Source organism: Oceanihabitans sp. 2_MG-2023 (assembly GCF_030547245.1).
Taxonomy (GTDB): Bacteria; Bacteroidota; Bacteroidia; order Flavobacteriales; family Flavobacteriaceae; genus Oceanihabitans.
Map to the genome: position 1 here is coordinate 65844 of NZ_JAUOQT010000004.1, position 21267 is coordinate 87110.

At 31.3% G+C, this 21267-nt stretch carries 17 protein-coding genes; 7 read left to right on the forward strand and 10 right to left on the reverse strand.

The window, feature by feature from the left end:
- Positions 1-27: 27 nt before the first annotated feature.
- From Q4512_RS09770 to Q4512_RS09780, 3 genes are all read right to left on the reverse strand, one after another.
- Positions 28-1266: a DUF1015 domain-containing protein gene (locus tag Q4512_RS09770; RefSeq protein ID WP_303424096.1), complete on the reverse strand. Its 1239-nt coding sequence runs from the start codon at positions 1264-1266 to the stop codon at positions 28-30.
- A gap of 63 nt (positions 1267-1329) precedes the next feature.
- Entirely contained in the window at positions 1330-2220 is an 891-nt protein-coding gene (locus Q4512_RS09775; RefSeq protein ID WP_303424097.1) for a 3-hydroxyacyl-CoA dehydrogenase family protein, read from the reverse strand.
- Positions 2221-2301: 81 nt separating this feature from the next.
- On the reverse strand, positions 2302-3261 hold the full coding sequence (locus tag Q4512_RS09780) for a Gfo/Idh/MocA family protein (RefSeq protein WP_303424098.1): 960 nt from the start codon (positions 3259-3261) through the stop codon (positions 2302-2304).
- Positions 3262-3470: 209 nt separating this feature from the next.
- On the opposite strand from Q4512_RS09780, the gene Q4512_RS09785 reads away from it, so the two are divergent.
- Both Q4512_RS09785 and Q4512_RS09790 read left to right on the forward strand, forming a co-directional pair.
- The gene (locus Q4512_RS09785; protein ID WP_303424099.1) at positions 3471-3743 is read left to right on the forward strand and encodes a hypothetical protein; all 273 of its coding nucleotides are present in this window, start codon (positions 3471-3473) and stop codon (positions 3741-3743) included.
- A 120-nt stretch (positions 3744-3863) separates the two neighbouring features.
- Entirely contained in the window at positions 3864-4505 is a 642-nt protein-coding gene (locus Q4512_RS09790) for a protein-L-isoaspartate(D-aspartate) O-methyltransferase (protein WP_303424100.1), read from the forward strand.
- 156 nt (positions 4506-4661) lie between these two features.
- Here the strand turns inward: Q4512_RS09790 and smpB are convergent, their stop codons facing one another.
- Positions 4662-5117, reverse strand: coding sequence for an SsrA-binding protein SmpB (gene smpB, locus Q4512_RS09795; protein ID WP_303424101.1), 456 nt, complete (start codon positions 5115-5117; stop codon positions 4662-4664).
- Between the two features lie 85 nt (positions 5118-5202).
- Here smpB and Q4512_RS09800 point away from each other — a divergent pair, with 85 nt between their 5' ends.
- Positions 5203-5940 carry a DUF6503 family protein gene (locus tag Q4512_RS09800; RefSeq protein WP_303424102.1) on the forward strand — a complete coding sequence of 246 codons (738 nt, stop codon included), beginning with the start codon at positions 5203-5205 and terminating at the stop codon, positions 5938-5940.
- A gap of 4 nt (positions 5941-5944) precedes the next feature.
- Here Q4512_RS09800 and deoD read toward each other — a convergent pair whose 3' ends face one another.
- Together deoD and deoC are read right to left on the reverse strand one after the other, a co-directional pair.
- On the reverse strand, positions 5945-6643 hold the full coding sequence (gene deoD, locus Q4512_RS09805) for a purine-nucleoside phosphorylase (RefSeq protein ID WP_303424103.1): 699 nt from the start codon (positions 6641-6643) through the stop codon (positions 5945-5947).
- Positions 6644-6680: 37 nt separating this feature from the next.
- On the reverse strand, positions 6681-7349 hold the full coding sequence (gene deoC, locus Q4512_RS09810; protein ID WP_303424104.1) for a deoxyribose-phosphate aldolase: 669 nt from the start codon (positions 7347-7349) through the stop codon (positions 6681-6683).
- Between the two features lie 174 nt (positions 7350-7523).
- Here deoC and Q4512_RS09815 point away from each other — a divergent pair, with 174 nt between their 5' ends.
- The 3 genes from Q4512_RS09815 to Q4512_RS09825 all read left to right on the forward strand — a co-directional run bounded on the left by Q4512_RS09815 (position 7524) and on the right by Q4512_RS09825 (position 11372).
- Positions 7524-8180: an OmpW family protein gene (locus Q4512_RS09815; RefSeq protein ID WP_303424105.1), complete on the forward strand. Its 657-nt coding sequence runs from the start codon at positions 7524-7526 to the stop codon at positions 8178-8180.
- 108 nt (positions 8181-8288) lie between these two features.
- Positions 8289-9773 (forward strand): malate dehydrogenase (quinone), encoded by a 1485-nt coding sequence (gene mqo / locus Q4512_RS09820; protein WP_303424106.1) that lies wholly within the window; start codon positions 8289-8291, stop codon positions 9771-9773.
- A gap of 192 nt (positions 9774-9965) precedes the next feature.
- Positions 9966-11372 carry a T9SS type A sorting domain-containing protein gene (locus tag Q4512_RS09825; protein WP_303424107.1) on the forward strand — a complete coding sequence of 469 codons (1407 nt, stop codon included), beginning with the start codon at positions 9966-9968 and terminating at the stop codon, positions 11370-11372.
- 185 nt (positions 11373-11557) lie between these two features.
- Here the strand turns inward: Q4512_RS09825 and clpB are convergent, their stop codons facing one another.
- Positions 11558-14167 (reverse strand): ATP-dependent chaperone ClpB, encoded by a 2610-nt coding sequence (gene clpB / locus Q4512_RS09830; RefSeq protein WP_303424108.1) that lies wholly within the window; start codon positions 14165-14167, stop codon positions 11558-11560.
- Positions 14168-14411: 244 nt separating this feature from the next.
- Here clpB and ytxJ point away from each other — a divergent pair, with 244 nt between their 5' ends.
- Entirely contained in the window at positions 14412-14792 is a 381-nt protein-coding gene (gene ytxJ, locus Q4512_RS09835; RefSeq protein WP_303424109.1) for a bacillithiol system redox-active protein YtxJ, read from the forward strand.
- Here ytxJ and Q4512_RS09840 read toward each other — a convergent pair.
- The 3 genes from Q4512_RS09840 to Q4512_RS09850 form a co-directional block, all read right to left on the reverse strand.
- A complete protein-coding gene (locus Q4512_RS09840; RefSeq protein WP_303424110.1) occupies positions 14789-17197 on the reverse strand; it encodes a hypothetical protein in 2409 nt (802 codons plus the stop codon). The genes ytxJ and Q4512_RS09840 overlap by 4 nt on opposite strands.
- A 92-nt stretch (positions 17198-17289) precedes the next feature.
- Positions 17290-19422, reverse strand: coding sequence for a hypothetical protein (locus Q4512_RS09845; protein ID WP_303424111.1), 2133 nt, complete (start codon positions 19420-19422; stop codon positions 17290-17292).
- A 65-nt stretch (positions 19423-19487) separates the two neighbouring features.
- Complete coding sequence (locus Q4512_RS09850; protein WP_303424112.1) at positions 19488-21239, reverse strand: sodium:solute symporter; 1752 nt, start codon at positions 21237-21239, stop codon at positions 19488-19490.
- Positions 21240-21267 lie beyond the last annotated feature (28 nt).

The window sequence follows — 21267 nt, forward strand, 5'->3', positions numbered from 1 at the left end:
AATAATTTTTATTTTTTAGCCTTAAAGCTAAAATTCATAAATGGTTACGCCACTTCGTAATTTAGGTTCAATATAAGTGCTCTTCGGAGGCATTTTTAGTCCATCGTCTGCTATTTGTTTCATTTCTGGAATCGATACAGGAACCATACCAAAACCGACTGCAAATTCACCATTATCGATGCTGCTTTTTAAATTGATAATATCTTTCTTTCCGTTCAAATATTTAATCCTTCTGTCATTTCTTAAATCGTCAATACCTAAAATAGGTTGCAAAATTGTTTTATAAAGCAGTTGTGCATCTAAAGCGTCTAACGAATTAATAAAGGAATACTTTGTTTTTCGTAAATATAAAGAATAAAAATCGCCATCTAAATACATGCTAAAATGATGTTTTTTACTTGGTTTATATGGTATTATCCCTCTGTTTTCAATTCTAAAAGCAGTATCTAATTTAATTAGAAAGGACTCTTTAGATAGTCCATTTAAATCTTTAACCAGTCTATTAAATTCATGAATACGAAGTTCGGATTCTGGTATTAGAAAACTCATAAAGAAATTATAAGCTTCTTTCTCGTTGTGATTGGGGTTGCTTTCTTTTAAATCTTTGCTTAATAAATAGGAAGAGGAACAACGATGATGCCCATCTGCAATATAGATGGTTTCCATGTTTTTAAATTCTTCAGTAATGGTTTTAATAGTTGTTTCGTCTTCTATTTTCCAAAGATAGTGTGTGTCTCTATAGGTTGTTGTAAACTCAAATTCTGCTCGTTCCTTTTCGGTTTCCTTTAAAATGGAAGCAATAATTTTATTATCAGGATAGGTGAGTAGTACAGGTTCTGCATTAAATCCAACCGTTTTTAAATATTCTTTAAAAATGGTTTCGCGATGCTCTAAAGTGTCTTCGTGTTTTCTAATAATATTATTTTCATAATCTTCTGCACTTGTTGCAGCAACGATACCATGAAAAACCTGCTTTTCTCTATCTACAATTTTATAAATGTAAAAGGAAGGCTTTTTATCTTGAACAAAAATGTTATCTTCTTTAAATTCTGAATATCTATTCTTTACTAAAGTATAGCGTTCTTCCCCAGTAATTTCATGTGCATATTTGTAACCAGGATTTACAATGTGTAAAAACGAAAACGGATTGTAATCTAATCGCGCTTCTCGTTCTGCTTGCGTGTAGGTTTGATAGGAGCGTGAGGCAACCAGACTTACTTTGTCTCGTGTAGGTCTAACTGCTTTAAAAGGTTTTATCGTTGCCATATTTTTTATTTGTCATTGCGAGAACGAAGGACTTGGCAATCTTTTTTCACAACATATTATTTTTTACTTCAAAAATTGCTTAGCAACATGTTCTGCTTTTCTGCTCTCAGAATAATCATAAAAACCTTCTCCAGATTTTACCCCTAATTTACCAGCACTTACCATATTTACTAACAGTGGGCAAGGCGCGTATTTAGGGTTTTTAAACCCGTCATACATTACATTTAAAATAGAAAGGCATATATCTAACCCAATAAAATCTGCTAATTGTAATGGTCCCATTGGATGCGCCATACCAAGCTTCATAACGGTGTCAATTTCTTGTACTCCCGCTACGCCGTTGTATAAGGTTTCAATTGCTTCATTAAGCATTGGCATTAAAATTCTATTGGCAACAAAACCAGGGTAATCATTAACTTCAGTAGGCGTTTTTCCTAATTGTTTAGAAAGTTCCATGATGGTTTTTGTTACTGCGTCACTTGTATTGTAACCTCTTATGATTTCAACCAATTTCATAATTGGCACAGGATTCATAAAATGCATACCAATTACTTTTTCTGGACGATTAGTAACTGCAGCAATTTGCGTTATAGAGATAGATGAGGTATTAGATGCTAAGATGGTGTCTTCCGCGCAAGCTTTGTCTAATTGTTTAAAAATATTAAGTTTTAAATCTACATTTTCTGTTGCTGCTTCTACAACAAGGCTGGCGTTTTTAACGCCTTCTGGAATAGTAGTAAAGGTTGTAATGTTTCCTAAAGTGTTTGCTTTGTCCGTTTCTGTAATTTTTCCTTTAGCGACCATTCTGTCTAAATTTTTAGCAATGGTTTGCATGCCTCTTTCTAGAGATGCTTCACTAATATCTATAAGTTGTACTTGGAATCCAGATTGTGCAAAAGTATGCGCAATTCCATTCCCCATGGTTCCAGCTCCAATTACTGCTACGTTTTTCATAAAAAAGAGAAGTTATATTTTTTCCTGTTAAAGGAAATTGTGATTAATTGTTCGTTTGTTTTTATTTGTTTACCGCGTCTACTAAAATTGATCAATTATCATGTTAGCTACACGTAAAGCTTCTGTACCATCATGTAGGGTTACAATAGGTTTTGTGTTGTTATTTATTGCATCTGCAAAAGTTTCTAATTCGTCAAGAATAGCGTTATTTCCATCTACTTCAGGGTTATCGAAATAAATTTGTTTTTTTACACCTTCCGCATTTTGTAGAATCATGTCGAAATCGCCAGGAGTTTCTGGGGCATCTTTCATTTTAACTACCTCACATTTTTTTTCTAAAAAATCTACAGAAACATATGCATCACGTTGAAAGAAACGTGTTTTTCGCATGTTTTTTAAAGAAATCCTACTTGCTGTAAGGTTAGCTACACAGCCATTTACAAACTCTATTCTTGCATTAGCGATATCTGGCGTGTCACTAATTACAGATACTCCACTAGCACTAACATGTTTTACTTTAGATTGTACTACGCTTAATATAATGTCTATATCGTGTATCATTAAATCTAAAACTACGGGAACATCTGTGCCACGAGGATTAAATTCGGCTAAACGATGTGCTTCAATAAACATTGGTTTGTCAAGCATGTCTTTAACAGCAATAAAGGCTGGGTTAAATCTTTCAACATGACCAACTTGACCTTTTACACCATATTCGGCAACTAAAGTTCTAAGGGTTTCAGCTTCTTCAACGGTATTGGTTATTGGTTTCTCAATAAAAATATGTTTGCCTTTTGCTATCGCTTGTCTTGCACAATCGTAATGAGAAAGTGTAGGCGTGACTATGTCTACCACGTCTACAGCTTCAATAAGTTTGTCAATAGAATCAAAATAAGTGTAACCAAATTCGGCAGCAACTTTTTTTGCATTTTCTTTGTTAGCATCATAGAAACCAACAAGGTTGTATTTTTTAGATTGATGAAGTAATCTTAAATGAATTTTCCCAAGATGACCAGCACCAAGAACACCTGCTTTCAGCATACTTTTACGTTTTTAACAAAAATAAGATTTTTAATTTTTTAATTGTTAATTCTCCGGAATCTTTTTAAAGGAATTCCTATTAAGAAAGCCTTAACTACCTTTTAACGTAAGTTTGTGATTTGTGCGAAATCTATTGTTAAAGCGTAAAACGTAAATATAATGTACTACTTATAAGAGCACATATTGTTTAACTAAAATTCTATAAAATCATGAAAAAATTAATCATAACATTAAGCGCAGTATTTTTTATATCAACTACTATTTCAGCAAGTAATGGCACATCCGATTTACAAGTTAAAACCTTAAAAACTAAAGTAGATACCTACTATAATAATTACAAAAAAGACATGTATTTGTGGGAAGTAGAGAGTAATTATGGAACAGCAAGAGGGTATTCGGCTTCTTTAGAGAAAGCAAAAGAAATGATCGCTTTAGTAGGTAAAGAAGATGTTACAACATATAAAATTATTGTAAGTAATTAAAAGATAATTCTCTAAAAAGAAAGTATCAAGTTATTCTAATTTGATGCTTTTTTTTTGCATTTTTATTTATGGTCTTTAAAATCTTTGTTTAATTTTAGCATCCTAAACGAACTTACTTTTTTGAAAGATACATTTAAACACCAAGGATTAAGGCAAAAACTAGTGGATGTTCTAGTTGCTAAGGGAATACAAGATAAACAAGTTCTAGCTGCTATTAGAAAAATACCTAGACATTTGTTTATGGATTCCAGTTTTTTAGATCATGCATACCAAGATAAAGCTTTCCCTATTGCGGCAGATCAAACTATTTCGCAACCATATACAGTCGCTTTTCAATCGGAATTATTACAAGTAAAACCTACCGATAAAGTTTTAGAAATTGGTACAGGAAGTGGTTATCAAACAGCAGTTTTGTGCGAGTTAGGGGCAAAAGTGTATAGTATAGAAAGACAACAAGAACTTTTTAAAAAAACGAGTAAGTTTTTACCTAAACTTGGCTACAGGCCAAAGAAACTCATTTTTGGAGATGGTTATAAAGGTTTAAAATTAGAAGCGCCTTTTGCTAGTATTATTGTAACAGCTGGGGCTCCTTTTGTTCCAACACCTTTGTTAAGCCAGTTAGCCATTGGAGGGCGTTTAGTTATTCCGGTAGGAGGCGATGTACAAACGATGACCTTATTTATTAGAAAAGGAGAAAAAGAATTTGAAAAACACGAGTTTGGCGAGTTTCGTTTTGTACCTCTATTAGAAGATAAGAATTAATAAAATATAGGCACAGATTCAGTACGTAAATACGTTAATGTTATATTACTTATTTATAAATTATGTTTATTAACAAGGAACAATAAACCTTATTTTGAGGGGTTTGTAGAAATAAAAAAAGTATAGTATAGTTAATAAAGAATGTTTGTGTGTTGATTAAAAATTTTTCTTAATTCGATCTAGATCACGCTTATTATCTCTGTCTTTCATCGTCTCTCTTTTGTCAAAAAGCTTTTTACCTTTAGCAAGAGCTATGTCTAGTTTAGCCAAACCTTTTTCGTTTAAAAATAATCGAAGCGGAACAATTGTCAAACCTTTTGTGTTTACATCTTTGGCTAGTTTTTTTAACTCACGCTTGTTTAACAAAAGTTTACGTTCTGCTTTTGGCCTGTGGTTATAATAGTTACCATAAACATATTCTTGAATAGTCATGTTTATAACAAACAGTTCTCCTTGTTCATTAAACTCGCAAAAACTTTCTGCAATAGAGGCTTTACTATCTCTAATAGATTTTATTTCGGTTCCAGTTAAAACAATTCCAGCAGTATATTTATCGAGTATCTCGTATTCGAATCTTGCTTTTTTGTTTTTTATGTTTACAGTGTTTTGCATGGTTGCCAAAATTACACAATTAAATTAAGTACTTAAATGTTATTAATTGAATAATTTTGCGACAACCTAAAGAAAAAAATAATTCATGCAAAATTTAAAATATATAGTTGTCGTTTGTTTTCTTTTTATTGCTTGTAATTCAAAAAAAACAGAAACAGCAAATGCTATTGTTGATAAGGCAATTGAGGTAGCAGGAGGGGAAAAATATGTAACTGCAGAAATTGATTTTAATTTTAGAGACAAGCATTACAAGGCTATTCGTGATACAGAAAAATATCAGTACGAACGTGTGTTTAAAGACTCTGTTTCTATAATTCGTGATGTTTTAAATAATAAAGGATTTACAAGGTTTATAGATGATAAAGCTATAACGATAGCAGATAGTGTGGCTGTAAAATATGAAGCTTCAGTTAATTCTGTGCATTATTTTGCTTTGCTTCCTTATGGTTTAAATGATTCAGCTGTTATTAAAAACAAACTAGGGGAAGTAGTTGTTAAAGGAAAAAAGTATCATAAAATTAAAGTGACTTTTAATCAAGAGGGAGGCGGTGAAGATTACGAAGATGTTTTCGTGTATTGGATTAATTCTGAAACATATACTGTAGATTATTTAGCATACTCTTATCAAGAAGTATCTGGTGTTGGTATGCGTTTTCGTGAAGCCTATAATGTAAGAATCGTTAATGGTTTACGTTTTGTAGATTATAATAATTATGCTCCTAAAGACAAAAGCCTACATCTTATAGAAACAGACAAGGCTTTTGAAAAGGGGAATTTAAAATTATTATCCAAAATAGAACTAAAAGACATAATAGTGAAATAAAGGCTTATGCTAATTCTAAGGCAATTTCTATCATATCTTTAAAGGTAGTTTCTCTTTCTTTACTTGTTGTTGTTTCCCCAGTTACTAAAGAGTCCGAAATAGTAAGTATTGTTAGTGCATTTGCGTTATGCTTTGCAGCAACTGTATACAAACCAGCAGTTTCCATTTCGACGCATAGGACACCAAATTTGCTCCATTTTTTATACGATTCAAAATCGTCAGCATAAAACTCATCGCTAGTAAAAACATTTCCAGCTTTTATTGCAACATTTTTAGTTTTTGCTGCTTCTACAGCTTTTTGAAATAACTCAAAATTAGCAGTAGGCGCGTAGTCTGCACCTCCAAAACGGAGTTCATTTACTCCTGAATTCGAAGAGGCAGCCATAGCCAAAACTACATCTCTAATTTTAATATGCTTTTGGTATGAACCAGAACTACCAACTCGAATAAGGTTTTTAACACCAAATTGTGTAATTAATTCGTGCGCATATATAGAAATACTAGGCACACCCATTCCTGTTCCCATTACAGAAACACGCTTTCCTTGATACGTCCCCGTATAGCCTAACATACCTCTTACTTCATTAAAGCAAATTGGGTTTTCAAAAAAAGTTTCGGCGATCCATTTTGCACGTAAAGGGTCACCAGGAAGTAAAATAGTTTCTGCGATATCGCCTTTGTTGGCGCCAATGTGTATGCTCATGTTTTTTGTTTAAAGTTTTTTTGTGTTTTATATAATTTTAGTAATTATTTTCTTTGGCAGTATTTCCTGTAGCGATAGCAATTCCGTTAGAGGTACCTATTCTGTCCACACCTAGATTAATGTAGGTTATAGCTGTTTTTGTATCTCTAATTCCTCCAGAAGCTTTTATTTTTGTATCTCCATTTTTAATAACCGATTTCATAAGTGTTACATCTTTTATTGTTGCTCCTCCAGTACCGAAACCTGTAGAAGTTTTAATAAAATCTGCTCCAGAGTTAATAGCTAATTCACTGGCTTTTATAATTTCTTTTTCTTCCAAATAACAGGTTTCTAAAATAACTTTTAGCGTATGATTTGGTATTACTTTTTTTACCGCTTCAATATCCTGCGATACGGCTTCATAATCTTGACTTTTTAAAAGTCCAATATTTAAAACCATATCAATTTCATCGGCTCCATCTTTTAAAGCCTGCTTGGTTTCCGCAACCTTTGCATTAGTACTCATGGCACCAAGAGGGAAGCCTATAACACTACATGTTTTTACTGTTGTGTTTTTTAATTCTTCTTTAACTAGTGTTACGTAACAAGAGTTTATACATACCGAAAAGAAGTTGTATTCCTTAGCTTCTTTGCATATTTGTAGAATATCTTCTTTAGTTGCAGTTGCTTTTAAAAGCGTATGATCTATATATTTATTTAATTCCATTGTAGTGTAAATTGACTATAAAATTACTTCATTTTATTTAAAAATTAAGGCTAATTTATAAGTATTATTCTTTCCTTAAAAATGAAAAAAAATAAAACGTCAGTCTATGACTTTTGTCATCTTTTAAGGTCTTTTTCACTATTAATTTTGTTTAAAATTTTAACCCAATTAATTATGAGAAAAATATTTATTACCGCTTTAATGGCATGTTTTACTTTCTTTTCAGCTAATGCTCAGGAGAATACATCAGCAGAAAACACAGGATATACTAAATTTCAACTTAGAGTTAGAGCTTTAGTCGTTGCACCAGATGAATCCGCTACCATTGAAGCCATAGGAGGTGATGTTCAAATTACCAATAATTATGTACCAGAATTAGATTTAACTTATTTTTTTACAAAAAATATAGCTGCAGAGTTGATTTTGGCTACAACAAAACATGATGTAAAAGCAGTTGCAACAGCTGCGGGTGATATTCCTTTAGGTTCTGTTAGATTGTTGCCACCAACGTTAACATTACAATATCATTTTAATGGAGATTTAGTACGTCCTTATATTGGAGCAGGAGTTAATTATTCTTTATTCTTTGATGAAAAATCTGGTCCAGTAGCAGATAAAGTAGAATATGATAACGCTTTCGGATTCGCTTTTCAATTAGGATTTGACTTTGATATTACTGATAAATGGTTTGTTAATTTAGATGCTAAATATTTATTGTTAAACACAGATGTTACTGTCGATGCAACAACAGCATTAGGAGCTACGGTTGGTGCAGATGTTGATATTAATCCTTTTATAGCAGGAGTTGGTATTGGTTATAGACTGTTCTAATTAGAAAGAAGTTTTATTTAAAAGGTCGCTTTTTGCGACCTTTTTTTTTATTTAAAAATTAATTATTTCAAAGGACTTGCATATATTGAAGCCTAAATAATAAAAAAAATGCAAGATATTAGTAGTGTTAAAGAATACGATTTAATTTGTGTTGGAGGAGGAATTATGAGTGCCACATTAGCACTTATATCAAAAATTATAAAACCAGAATTAAAAATTTTAATCGTTGAACGATTAAGTGCCGTTGCACAAGAAAGTTCTGCTGCATGGAATAACGCTGGAACAGGACATTCTGCACTTTGTGAACTTAATTATTGTCCAGAAAATGAAGATGGATCGGTAGCGATAGAAAAAGCCATTAAAATTTGCCAACAGTTTGAAATCTCTAAACAATTTTGGAGCTATCTAGCAGAAGAAGGATTATTAGAAATCCCTGAGGAATTTATAGCTGCTGTGCCACATCATAGTTGGGTTATAGGGAAGGAAAATGCCGATTATTTAGAAAACCGTTTCCATGCAATGAAAGATCATTTCATGTTTAATACCATAGAATTTACAAGAGATTCTAATAAAATGAAGGAGTGGTTTCCTTTAATCATGCAAGATAGAAAGGAGGATGAAGTTTTGGCTGCTTCCCGAATTGAAAGAGGTACAGAAGTAAATTATGGAGCTCTTACCAAAAGTCTTTTTAAAATATTAGAAACCAAATACAATACTCCTGTGCATTGTAATATGGAAGTGCAAGATGTAGATCCTAGCGCAGATATTGATTGGACTGTAGAAATAAAAAACCTAGAAACTAAAGAGAAATACAACCTAGAATCCAAACATGTTTTTATTGGCGCAGGAGGAGGAAGCTTGTTGTTACTACAAAAAGTAGAGATTGATGAAAAAGAAGGTTATGGCGGTTTTCCTATTAGTGGCGAATGGTTGGTTTGTAAAAATGAAGAAATTATAAAACAACACAATGCAAAAGTGTATAGTAAAGCAGGAATTGGAGATCCACCAATGTCTACACCACATTTAGATACAAGATATATTAATGGAAAACGCGAACTGCTTTTTGGTCCTTTTGCAGGTTTTAGTCCTAAGTTTTTAAAAGAAGGTTCAAACCTTGACTTATTTAAATCGGTGCAATTGGATAATATTTCCCCTTTACTTGGTGCATTTTGGCACAATTTGCCTTTAACTAAATATTTAATTGAACAAGTCACTTCTAGTCATGAAGATAGAATGCAGGAATTACGAAAATTTGTTAAAGAAGCAAAAAGCGAAGATTGGGAAATTCTTGTTGCTGGTCAACGCGTACAAATCATTAAAAAAGACGAATTTGAAGGAGGTAAACTTCAATTTGGTACAGAGGTAGTAAGTAGTAAAGACGGGAGTATTACTTGTTTGTTAGGCGCTTCTCCTGGAGCTTCTACTGCGCCTTCTGTAATGCTGGAAGTTTTAGAAAAAGCTTTTCCTGAAATTTTAAATACTTCCGAAGGAAAAGAAATATTAAACCAATTAGTTCCCACTTGGAAAAAAGATTTGGATGCTGAAACTTTTCAGCAGCAGCTAGAAAAATCTAAAAAAGCATTAAAATTATAGTGTAAATATGCCAACTCTTCCTATGGTTTTGATGTCGAAAAATATTTTGTTTGCATTTTTTTAAACCAAGTATAAACCCCTGATTTTTAAGTATTAAAAGGGTTTTTTTTTGCTGATGTATTAAATTTATTTACCTTTCGAAGGCTAATAATCAACTTAATATATATTATGAAAAAACAAAACTTTTTTTTTATGTTGCTATGTCTTATACTTAGCCCAACACTTTTCGCGCAACAAGATCAAGATATTCCGGTACCGGAAGATCAAGTTTTTGCCGATGATTTAGTAGTGCAAGGTAGTGCAGTTGTCGGTTTCGATGCTATAGATGGTGAATCTTTTGGCTTTGATACTTTTAGGCTTAAAGAAAATAATCTAAGAATTCATTTTGAAGACACCTCTGAAAGTGGTAGTTTTCCTTCTAATGACTGGAGGATTACTATTAATGATAGCAGTGATGGCGGTTTAAACTATTTTGCTATTGATGATGCTAGTTCAGGAGCCAATCCATTTAGAATAATGGCAGGTGCAGGAAACAATGCCTTATATATTAATGCTTCTGGTAATGTTGGATTTGGTAATGCTGCACCACTTGTAGAGTTACACGTTACAGATGGAGATACACCAACATTACGTTTAGAGCAAAATGAGGCTAATGGTTGGCCGGCGCAAACTTGGGATGTTGGAGGTAATGAAGCTAACTTTTTTATAAGAGATATAACTAATGGGACTTTGTTGCCTTTTAGAATGCAACCAGGAGCTGCAACAAACTCTTTATTTGTTGCTTCTACTGGTAATGTTAGTTTGGGAGACGACTCTGCTTCAGAGAAATTAGAGGTAAATGGTAATGCTGCAATTATAGGTAATACCTATATTACCGGTCAAGCCGGAATTGCAACAAATACTCCAGATGCTAATGCGTCTTTAGATCTTGCTGCAACAGATAAAGCATTATTATTAAATAGGTTAACTACTGCAAGTAGAACTGCTTTAACAACAGCTGCAGTTGCAGGTATGTTAGTGTATGATACCGATGAAAATAAAACCTATTATTTTGATGGAACTGCTTGGGTAGACCCTTCTAGTGATAACCAAAATTTAACTTCTGCTTCTATAGTAGATACTACTTTAACTATTGCTATTGAAGGCGGATCATCAGTAAATGTAGATTTAGCACCAATTTTAACACCTTTACAGACAGCAATTACCGATTTAGAAAATGAAAATATAGCACAACAAGCGCAAATTGATGCACTAATGGCTAGAATGGATGCTGTTGAAGCTTGTGCTTGTGGTGGAACTTTAGGTATTGCAGATATTTCTGATGATTTAAATGATAATGCAAATATTAGATTAAATCAAAATATTCCAAACCCTTTTCAATCTACTACAACGATAAACTATTTTATACCAAATAAATATAATACTGCTAACATTCAAGTAGTATCTTCTTTAGGTCAAGTGGTTTATGATATTCCTGTTACAAAATTTGGTGATGGTTCGGTTACTTTAACTAAAAACAATTTGCAATCTTCAGTTTATTTTTACACGCTTTATGTTGATGGTGAAAAAATAGATACCAAACGATTAGTTGTAGATTAAGAATGAAGTAGAATTTTAAAGTAGATAAAAAAAAACAGCGTGCATCTTAATTTAAGACTTACGCTGTTTTTCAACTAACTAACCAACTTACTATGAAAACGTATAAACTTTTAAGTTATTTTACGTTAACAATACTTTAATATATTTCATTTATTCTTTTGGTTTTCTTTAAGAATAATAGGGTTTTATACTTTTTCTGTAACCAAGCTATTTTGATTTCTAAAAACTAATTCTCCATCAAAAGCATCTAGTAAAATAATACTATCTGTAGTTACAGTTCCTGCAAGTATTTCTTTACTTAAAGCATTTAAAACTTCTTTTTGAATTACTCGTTTTACAGGTCTTGCTCCATATTCTGGATTATACCCTTTGTTTGCTAGATATTCTACAGCTTCTTGTGTAGCATCAAAAGTAATACCTTGTTGTGCTACCATTTTGGTAACCGATTTTAATTGTAAACCAACTATGTCAACAATATTGTCTTTACTTAAAGGAGTAAACATAATGGTGTCGTCTATTCGATTTAAAAACTCTGGTCTTACGCTTTGTTTTAGTATTGCTAAAACATCTACTTTTGCTGCTTCTATAGCAGAGTCTATATCTTTTGTTGCTTCAAAACGTTGTTGTATAATATCACTTCCCATGTTAGAAGTCATGATAATTATTGCATTTTTAAAATCGGCAACACGACCTTTGTTGTCGGTTAATCTACCTTCATCTAATACTTGTAATAAAATATTAAAAGTATCTGGATGTGCTTTTTCAATTTCATCTAATAGGACCACAGAGTATGGTTTTCTTCGAACCGCTTCTGTAAGTTGTCCTCCTTCATCATAGCCAACATATCCAGGAGGAGCACCAACTAATCTGCTTACCGCATGACGTTCTTGGTATTCGCTCATATCTATTCTAGTCATAGCATTCTCATCATCAAAAAGATATTCTGCTAAAGCTTTAGCTAGCTCTGTTTTACCAACGCCAGTTGTACCTAAGAAAAGGAATGTGCCTATTGGTTTTTCAGGGTTTTGTAAGCCAGCTCTACTACGACGTACAGCATCACTAACAGCAACAATAGCTTCTTCTTGACCAACAACACGTTTGTGTAGCTCATCTTCTAGTTTTAAAAGTTTTTCTCTGTCGCTTTGTAGCATTTTGGAAACAGGAATCCCTGTCCATTTGGCAACAACATCTGCAATATCTTCGTAAGTAACTTCTTCTTTAATTAAAGAGCTTTCACTTTGATTTTCTTGCAATTCTTTTTGTAGTTTTTCTAACTGTTCCTGTGCTTCTTTAATTTTTCCATAGCGAATTTCGGCAACTTTTCCATAATCTCCATCTCTTTCTGCGCGTTCTGCTTCTAGCTTAAACTCTTCAATGTTGGATTTTGCTGTTTGTATGTTGTCTACAACATCTTTTTCGCTTTTCCATTTTGCAAATATTTCGTTGCGTTCTTCTTTTAAATTAGCTAAATCTGCACGAAGCGATTTTAATTTTGTTTCGTCCTTTTCACGTTTGATCGCTTCAATTTCAATTTCTAATTGCATAATTTTACGATCTAAAACATCTAATTCTTCAGGTTTAGAGTTTATTTCCATGCGAAGTTTGGAAGCAGCTTCATCCATTAAATCAATAGCTTTATCTGGTAAAAAACGATTGGTTATATACCTTTGTGAAAGCTCTACAGCTCCAATAATAGCTTCATCTTTAATACGTACTTTATGGTGTGTCTCGTACTTTTCTTTAATTCCTCTTAAAATAGAAATAGCACTTTCGGTATCTGGCTCATTCACCATTACTTTTTGAAAACGACGTTCTAAAGCTTTGTCTTTTTCAAAATATTTCTGGTATTCATCTAAGGTGGTTGCTCCAATAGCACGAAGTTCTCCACGTGCTAATGCTGGTTTTAAAATATTTGCAGCATCCATTGCGCCTTGACCTCCTCCAGCTCCAACTAATGTATGGATTTCATCTATAAAAAGAACAATGTCCCCATCGCTTTCGGTAACCTCTTTAATAACTGCTTTTAGTCGTTCTTCAAATTCCCCTTTAAACTTTGCGCCAGCTATTAGTGCTCCCATGTCTAATGCAAAAATTTGCTTGTCTATCAAGTTTTCAGGAATATCTCCATCTACTATCCTGTGTGCTAAACCTTCTGCAATAGCAGTTTTACCAGTTCCAGGCTCACCAACTAAAATAGGATTGTTCTTGGTTCTACGCGATAAAATTTGAAGTATTCTTCTAATTTCTTCATCTCTACCTATTACAGGGTCTAGTTTCCCATCTTTAGCTAATTGGTTGAGGTTTTTAGCGTATTTGTTTAAGGAGTTGTATGTTTCTTCTTGGCTTTGCGATGTAACTCTATCTCCTTTACGTAACTCTTCAATAGCAGCTTGTAAGCCTTTTTCGGTAATACTTTGGTCTTTTAAAACCTGTGCAATTTTACTTTTTGATTTAAAAATAGCTAAAATTAAATGTTCGACAGAAACATAATCATCGTTCATTTTTTTTGCAACAATGGATGCTTCATTTAGTGTTTTTCCTGTTTCTCGAGATAATATTATATCTCCACCAGAAACTTTAGGAAAGCTTTCTAATTCTTTGTCTAAAATTTGTTGTAGTATGGTGATATTAACATTCAATTTTTTTAATAAGAATGGTAGTACATTTTCATCTACTTCAAAAATAGCTTTAAAGAGATGTTCGTTTTCAATTTGTTGATGACCATAACTTTGTGCAATTTGTTGCGCTTGCTGTATGGCTTCTTGCGATTTTATTGTATAATTGTTAAAGTTCATGTTGTTTTATTTTTCTTTATTCTGATAAGTATTAGTCAACAATCTTACCAGTTAAACAGGTGAGACAAAATGTCTGATTTACTGAGTAGTGAAATGACTTTTTGTCTGTTTCTCTGGTTGGGTAAACTAATAGTAAGTTTACAATAATGTTTCGACAAAAAGAATGATTAATATCATTAAAAGGGTATTAGATTGTTTCATTTAAAAATTAATTTTGCTTTCTAGCAAATAAAGAATAGAGTGTATGTTTAAAAAAATATTCGGTTCTAAAGAGCCAAAAGAAGTAAAGGTTTTGCCTTGGATACCTTTAAATGATTTGCAACAACTAACGTTTATTGAGGAAAAATCGAAAACAAAAACACAAGTGATATTTAAGCATTCTACACGATGTGGTATTAGTAGAATGGTTATGAATCAATTTATTGCAATGTATGGTTTAACCGAAAAAGATTTGGATTTGTACTATTTAGATTTGCTAAATTATAGAGCTGTTTCTGATGCGGTTGGCGTTAAGTTTATGGTTATGCATGAGTCACCACAGTTATTAGTTATTAAAAATGGAACCCTTATTACTCATGCGTCTCATGGAGGTGTTAATGACATTAAATTAGAGGATTATATCTAATTGCTATTTGTTTTTGTATTAATAGTTGTAATTTTAAATAGCAAATCCCCTTTATCGCTTTGGCCATTAATAATTAGTTTTATGTGTTCTAAATTATCGTTGTAAACTGTTATAAAATTATCTGTGTTTGGCTTTAATTCTATATTTGGTATCCAATCTAGAGTGCTATAATATATTTTAGAATTTTTTGTTGGAAATTGTATATCTTCATTATAATAATTTTCTGTTGAAATTGAAAAACCAAAATCTACATTCCCAATTTTTAATGTAGATAGTGTATTGTCTGAATTTTTAATCGTATTTGTTTCTCCTTTCGTTTTTAGTATTACAACTCCCGCAAACCCATCTAATCCATAACCAGCTCCTGAAGCATTTACTTTAGCTTCTACGATTTCTGTAGCATTAATAGATCTTAGTAAATCGAAATCTGGTACTCTAACACCATTTAAAATTACAGCGACTTCATCATTTCTACTGCCTGGGATAATAGATTTTGCTCCTCTAGTAGATCTTATTTTTGTTGAGAAAACATCTACTTCAATTCCTGGTAAATCTTTAATAACATCCATTACTGTTTCGTTAGGTGAGTATCTGTTTTCTTTTATTTGATACGTTTTTGTAAAGCTACTTGCACGAACTTTAGGGTCTGGATAATCATCTGGGAGAACTGTTTTTTTTGTTTTCGATTGAATAACCACTTCGTCTAGAATTTCTTGTGTTTTTATTTGTTTAGAATCTTGGTCCTCAATTTTGGCATAGGTATAGTTCTTTGCGTACAACTCTTTTAAGTTTTTATTAGAAACAATCTCTGGCTTGTAGTCTATAAAATCTTCATTTACCTTAATAATAGCTTTTAAAAGTCTCCCTTTATTATCGATTAAAGAAAGTTTGTAATTAGAGTTTTGCTTTAGTAAAAGACTATCAAAAACAAAGGTGTTGTTTGGTTTTAATCTAGATACTAAAACAATATTATTTTCTTGTGAAGTAAGCATTATTCTAGAATTTTCACTATTCGCTTTGTTTAGTAATATAGAACCACTAATTCTTGTTCCAATTTCTGGTTTTTTTGTGGATTTTTTGTTTTTTGTAATTACTGAAAAATGATTTTTGTTTTGGGTTTGTATGTATGTATCTAGGTTTTTTAATGTCGATTTATTTAAAAAGTATTTAGCTGCGTTTCCTGTTTTATCGTTTAAATAAGGAGTCACTAAAAAGTCGGAAAGAATATTATTTTGGTTTTGATACATCAACGATTTTTCAGGTAAAACCGAAATGCTAGCATTCGTTTTAGTGTAAATATTTTGGAGGTTTATTTTTAAGGTTGTAGAATCTTTTGAATTGGAAATTTTAGTTACTTCTATTTCTATTTGATTTTTATTAGTATTAAAAATATTACGTTCTGCAATGGGTTGATTTTTATTATTAAACAGCGTTATGGTATTAATACCATTAAAAAGATCATTTTTAAGTAGCTTTAGGTTATAGCTATAGTATTCTTGACTTATAGTAATGGGGATTACAGATAAAACATGTCCTTTTCTATGTATTACAGCAAAAATAGTGTTCCCTTTTTCTTGCTGAATGGTACTTTTGTTAGTTGTTATTTTTAAGCTAATTGCATCCTTATTTTCCTGTTTTTCTTTTTTGTGAATAATAAATCCAGTTTCTTGAGTTTGCGGTATTTTATACTTAGAATTATTAATCTTTATAGAATATGCATCTTGTTCATAAGGAGTTAGTTGAAAGTTTCCAATTCCATTTTTATCACTATAAAATTCGGTGATTACCTCTCCATTTTTATCTATTACATTCCCATGAACCTTTATTGGTTCGTTGTTTTTTGTACTTGAAAAATATATTGTATTCTCCGTGTTTTTTAAAATAACGTTACTTTCTGGGTAGAATTGAAAGGTAGTATCTGTATTTAAAGATTCTGTGTTTTCTTGTGAAGAAATAAAACCGTCTTCTAAATTATTAATTTTAATGGGTTTAATGTAAGTATTATTAAAATTAGTATTCCAATTGGTGTCTAATTGCAAGTAATATGTATTTGTTTTTATAGTATCCGGTATTTTTATTTTGCCTTCTACTTTTCCATTAGAAACATAAGCTAATTGCTTTGCTATTAGTTTCTTTTCAGTATCGTAAAGGTTTAGATGTAAGTTTGTGGTTTTGTAGTTTGGTGTTTCAGTGATATCGTAAGCCACATAAGCTTTAAACCAAATATGTTCTCCCGAAAAATAGGTTGTTTTATTCGTGTGAACAGCAAATTTCTCTAAATATTCATGATGCAAAAAGTTGTTTTTTGAAACAAAAGATTGTGTTATATTTTGTTCTTCCTTTTGTGCATATGTACTAGTATGAAAACTGAATATAGTGATTAATATAACAATGAATCTTTGCATAATTTTTGTATGAATTTTTTAAAGATAATAATTTAAAATACTATAAAGAATAGGGTAAGTGAAAGTATTTATTAATCACGAATACTATATGGCTATAGTTCTATTATTTTACTAATTAAATTTCCATTTTCATTAAAACCATTAATAATCAGCTTAACCTTTTCATGCTTTGGTTTTTTAATTTTTAAAATATTTGAGCTATTTGCTTTTATATTGTAGTTCGGAATCCAATCTATAGTTTTATAATAATACTGTGACTGTAGACTTGGAAAAGTAAGTTTACTGTCTTCTAATTGTGCTTGGTTTAAGTTAAATCCTTTTACTGTTTGGTATTCTTTAGTAAAAGAATTGCCTTTGTTTTTATAACTAAAATCGTTTCTAGTAATTAAATTTATTACACCATTTGAGCCATTAATTCCATAGCCAGCTCCAGATATATTTACACTAATTAATTCAAAATCGGTAACATTAAGATATGCAATATCTAAACCATCTTCTTGGCTAAATGGCATACCATCTAAAATGATATTCATCAATGAAGCACCAGCACTTTTCTGTAAATTAGACATTCTTCTTGTGTATACTTTTATAACACCAAATTGATCCGTAACGCGTAAGCCAGGAATATTTATTAAATAATCTTTGAGGGTTAAATGAGAGTCTTTTTCAGTATCAATAATATAATCTTTTGAAAATCCTGCGCCTATTCCTAAAAATTTATTTTCTTTTTTTAATTCTTTAACTCTTTGTTGTTTTTTGTTTTGAATGTCTTTTAAAAACACTTCTTCTAATTCTTCGATTTCATTGTTAAGCGGGAAGTAATTAACTATTTCATTTGTATTCGAATTTATAACAGTACTGTCCAAATTTATTTCCTTTTCAGCATCTAAGGTTTCTGAAATAATAGGGTCTATAACCGTATAATTGTTTAGAATATTATCTGCTTTGTAGGTAACAAAATCTTTATAAACATAAAATTCACCTTTTATAATTTCTCCTTTTTTATTTACCAAAGCAAGTTTATAATCGGAAGGATGTTTTAATAGTAAATTTTTAAATTCAAACTTTTTATCAGAAGTAATCGGGCTAGTTAAAAGTATGTTGTTAACATGTGAGGTTAGCATTACTTTGTGATTTTTTGTATTCTCTATGCTACTATTAACTGTTCCAATAATTTTTAAACCATTTTCTCTGGTAAATAGAGGTTTTGTATTTGTTTTGTCTTTATATGGAAATGCATTTTTAGTATCTATTCCTAGTAGTGTTTTCGTTATTGTAGCATTGCTATCTATGGCTTTCGTTTGTTGGTGTAAAACAGCAACACTTATATTGGTATCTTTTAAACTGTTTAACAGTTTAATATTTAAACTTACAGAGTCTTTCGTTTCTTTTAAAACATTAGTAATAATGTCTACTTTTTTTTCTGGGTACTTATAGTAGTTTATTTGCGCAAGAATTTCGTTCTGTTTATTAAAAACCGATATGGTATTTGTGCCTTCGTATAGTGAGTTTTTATAAAAGTTTAATTTGTAAGTATTTATTCCTTTAATAAGTTTTATTGGAGCAACAGATTTAGCTACTCCTTTTTTATGTAATACTGCATAAATAAATTTGTCTTTTTCAGCTAATACTGTGTTGTTATCTGTGTTTAGTCGAAAGGAAACAATATCTTTTTTGTCTAATTTGTTTTCTTCGAGTATATATCCAGTTTTCTTTACATTAATGAAAGCAGTTCTATCCTCCTGATTTAATATTCTTTTTTGAGGTTTAGTAATAGAAGTAGTAGTATCCTTTATATTATAAATTTGAATAGGAAATAAGGAGCCTTCCTTAAAATTTCTATTCCATTGAGTATTTAATTGTATCGTATAATTTCCTGTTTTTATATCTTCAGGAATAGCAATAGTGCCATAAGTGATTCCTTTATCTACATAAAACAATTCGCTTATTACCAGTTTATTTTCAGAGTCGTATATGTTTATATGAAGGTTGGTCGTTTCAAGAAAAGGTTTGTTATTCTCTTCATGTACCACATAGGCTTTAAAAAATATTTCTTCTTGTGTGAAGTAAACGCTTTTATTGGTGTGTAAATAAAAATTTTCTAAACTATAATTGTTGAAATATCCATTATTTAATATTGCATCAATAGGGTCTTTATTACTATTGCTTTGAGAAAAGGAAAGATTTGTAGCTAAAGCAATAAAAATAAGTAGGATGTTTCTCATAAGTTAATTTTTGTAACAATAGTCTTGCAAATAAGTATCGATAACGAACATTTCGTATAGATTTATTAATTGATTAGATATCCAAAATAACCCAAAATAAGGATAATGGATAGTAGAGTAAATTTACTATTATTTTTTAAGTCTTTAAAAGAAATAAGCAACGAAATTGCCATTACTATCATACATCCAACAAAATTTAACCATAAAAAAGGAAGGTTTATTATTTCGTATTGATTTAAAAGAAACAAACTAATAACAACCACTTGCGTTATTAATGCTGCTACAAATACCGCATTTGCTTTTACTGTTTTAAAGAAAAAGGCAAGAAGAAAAATACCCAAAACATTACCATAAAAAATAGAGCCTATTATATTTACTAGTTGAATTAAATTTTCGGCAAGATTGGCTACGCAAGCAACACCAATAGCAATAATTCCCCAAGCAAGAGTAAACAATCTAGACGTTTTAACCATTTCTTTCTCAGTCTTTTCGCTAGTGTTACGTTTGTATAAATCTATAGTAGTTGTACTTGCTAATGCATTAAGTTCACTAGAAGTACTAGACATTGCAGCACTTAATATTACAGCTAGAAGTAAGCCAATTAAACCTCTTGGTAAGTTGTTTAATATAAAATGAATAAACACATAATCTTTATCGTTGCTTTCTACTTTTACTTGCTGCGCTTTACCAGCTTTTTCTATTAAAATTTTGGCTTCGTTTCTAATATCATCATTGGCTTGATTGGCTATATGAATGTAGTTTTTTAGCTGTTCTGTTTCCGAAGTAGTGTACTTATCAATTAGAATTTGTTTGTCTTTAAAAATCTTTTCTTGTTCTAGTTGAAGATTTTTATATTGTTCCGCATACTCCGAATTTAAAACCAATTCAGTAGCTGTAGGATTGAAATTTACAGGAGCAGGATTAAATTGATAAAAAACAAAAACCATAACTCCAACTAGTAAAATAAAGAATTGCATAGGTACTTTTAATAAGCCGTTAAAGACTAAACCTAATTGCATTTCTTTTAATGATTTACCAGATAAATATCGTTGTACCTGACTTTGGTCGGTACCAAAATAGGAAAGCATTAAAAAAGTACCACCAATAATTCCAGACCAAAATGTATATCGATTGTTTAAGTTGAAAGAGAAGTCTAAAACTTCCATTTTTCCGCTAGCTCCTGCAATATTTAATGCTTTCGAAAAAGTTATATCTGCAGGAAGTTTGCTGATAATAAGAATAAAAGCAATTACCATTCCTGTGAAAATAACCACCATCTGGTGTTTTTGTGTGACGTTTACAGCACGTGTACCACCAGAAACGGTATAAATAATTACAAGAACCCCAATGATGATGTTTAGTAATAATAAATTCCATCCAAGAACTGCCGATAATATAATTGCAGGAGCAAAAATAGTAATTCCTGCAGCTAAGCCACGTTGAATTAAAAATAGAATAGCAGTTAGTGTTCTGGTTTTAAGGTCGAATCTGGTTTCTAAAAACTCATAAGCGGTATATACTTTCAGTTTATGATATAATGGAATAAATACCATGCAAATCACTACCATTGCTATTGGTAAGCCAAAATAGAATTGCACAAACCCCATGCCGTCATTAAATGCTTGTCCTGGAGTAGAAAGAAAGGTGATGGCACTCGCTTGTGTTGCCATTACAGACAAACCAATAGTCCACCATTTGGAAGAATTTCCACCTCTTAAATAATCTTGTACATTTTTACTGCCTCGAGTTTGCCAAGTTCCATAACCAACAATAAGTAATAAGGTACTTATAAGTACGATCCAATCTAATGTTTGCATAGTTTATAAGGCTTTGGTTATAAAGTAA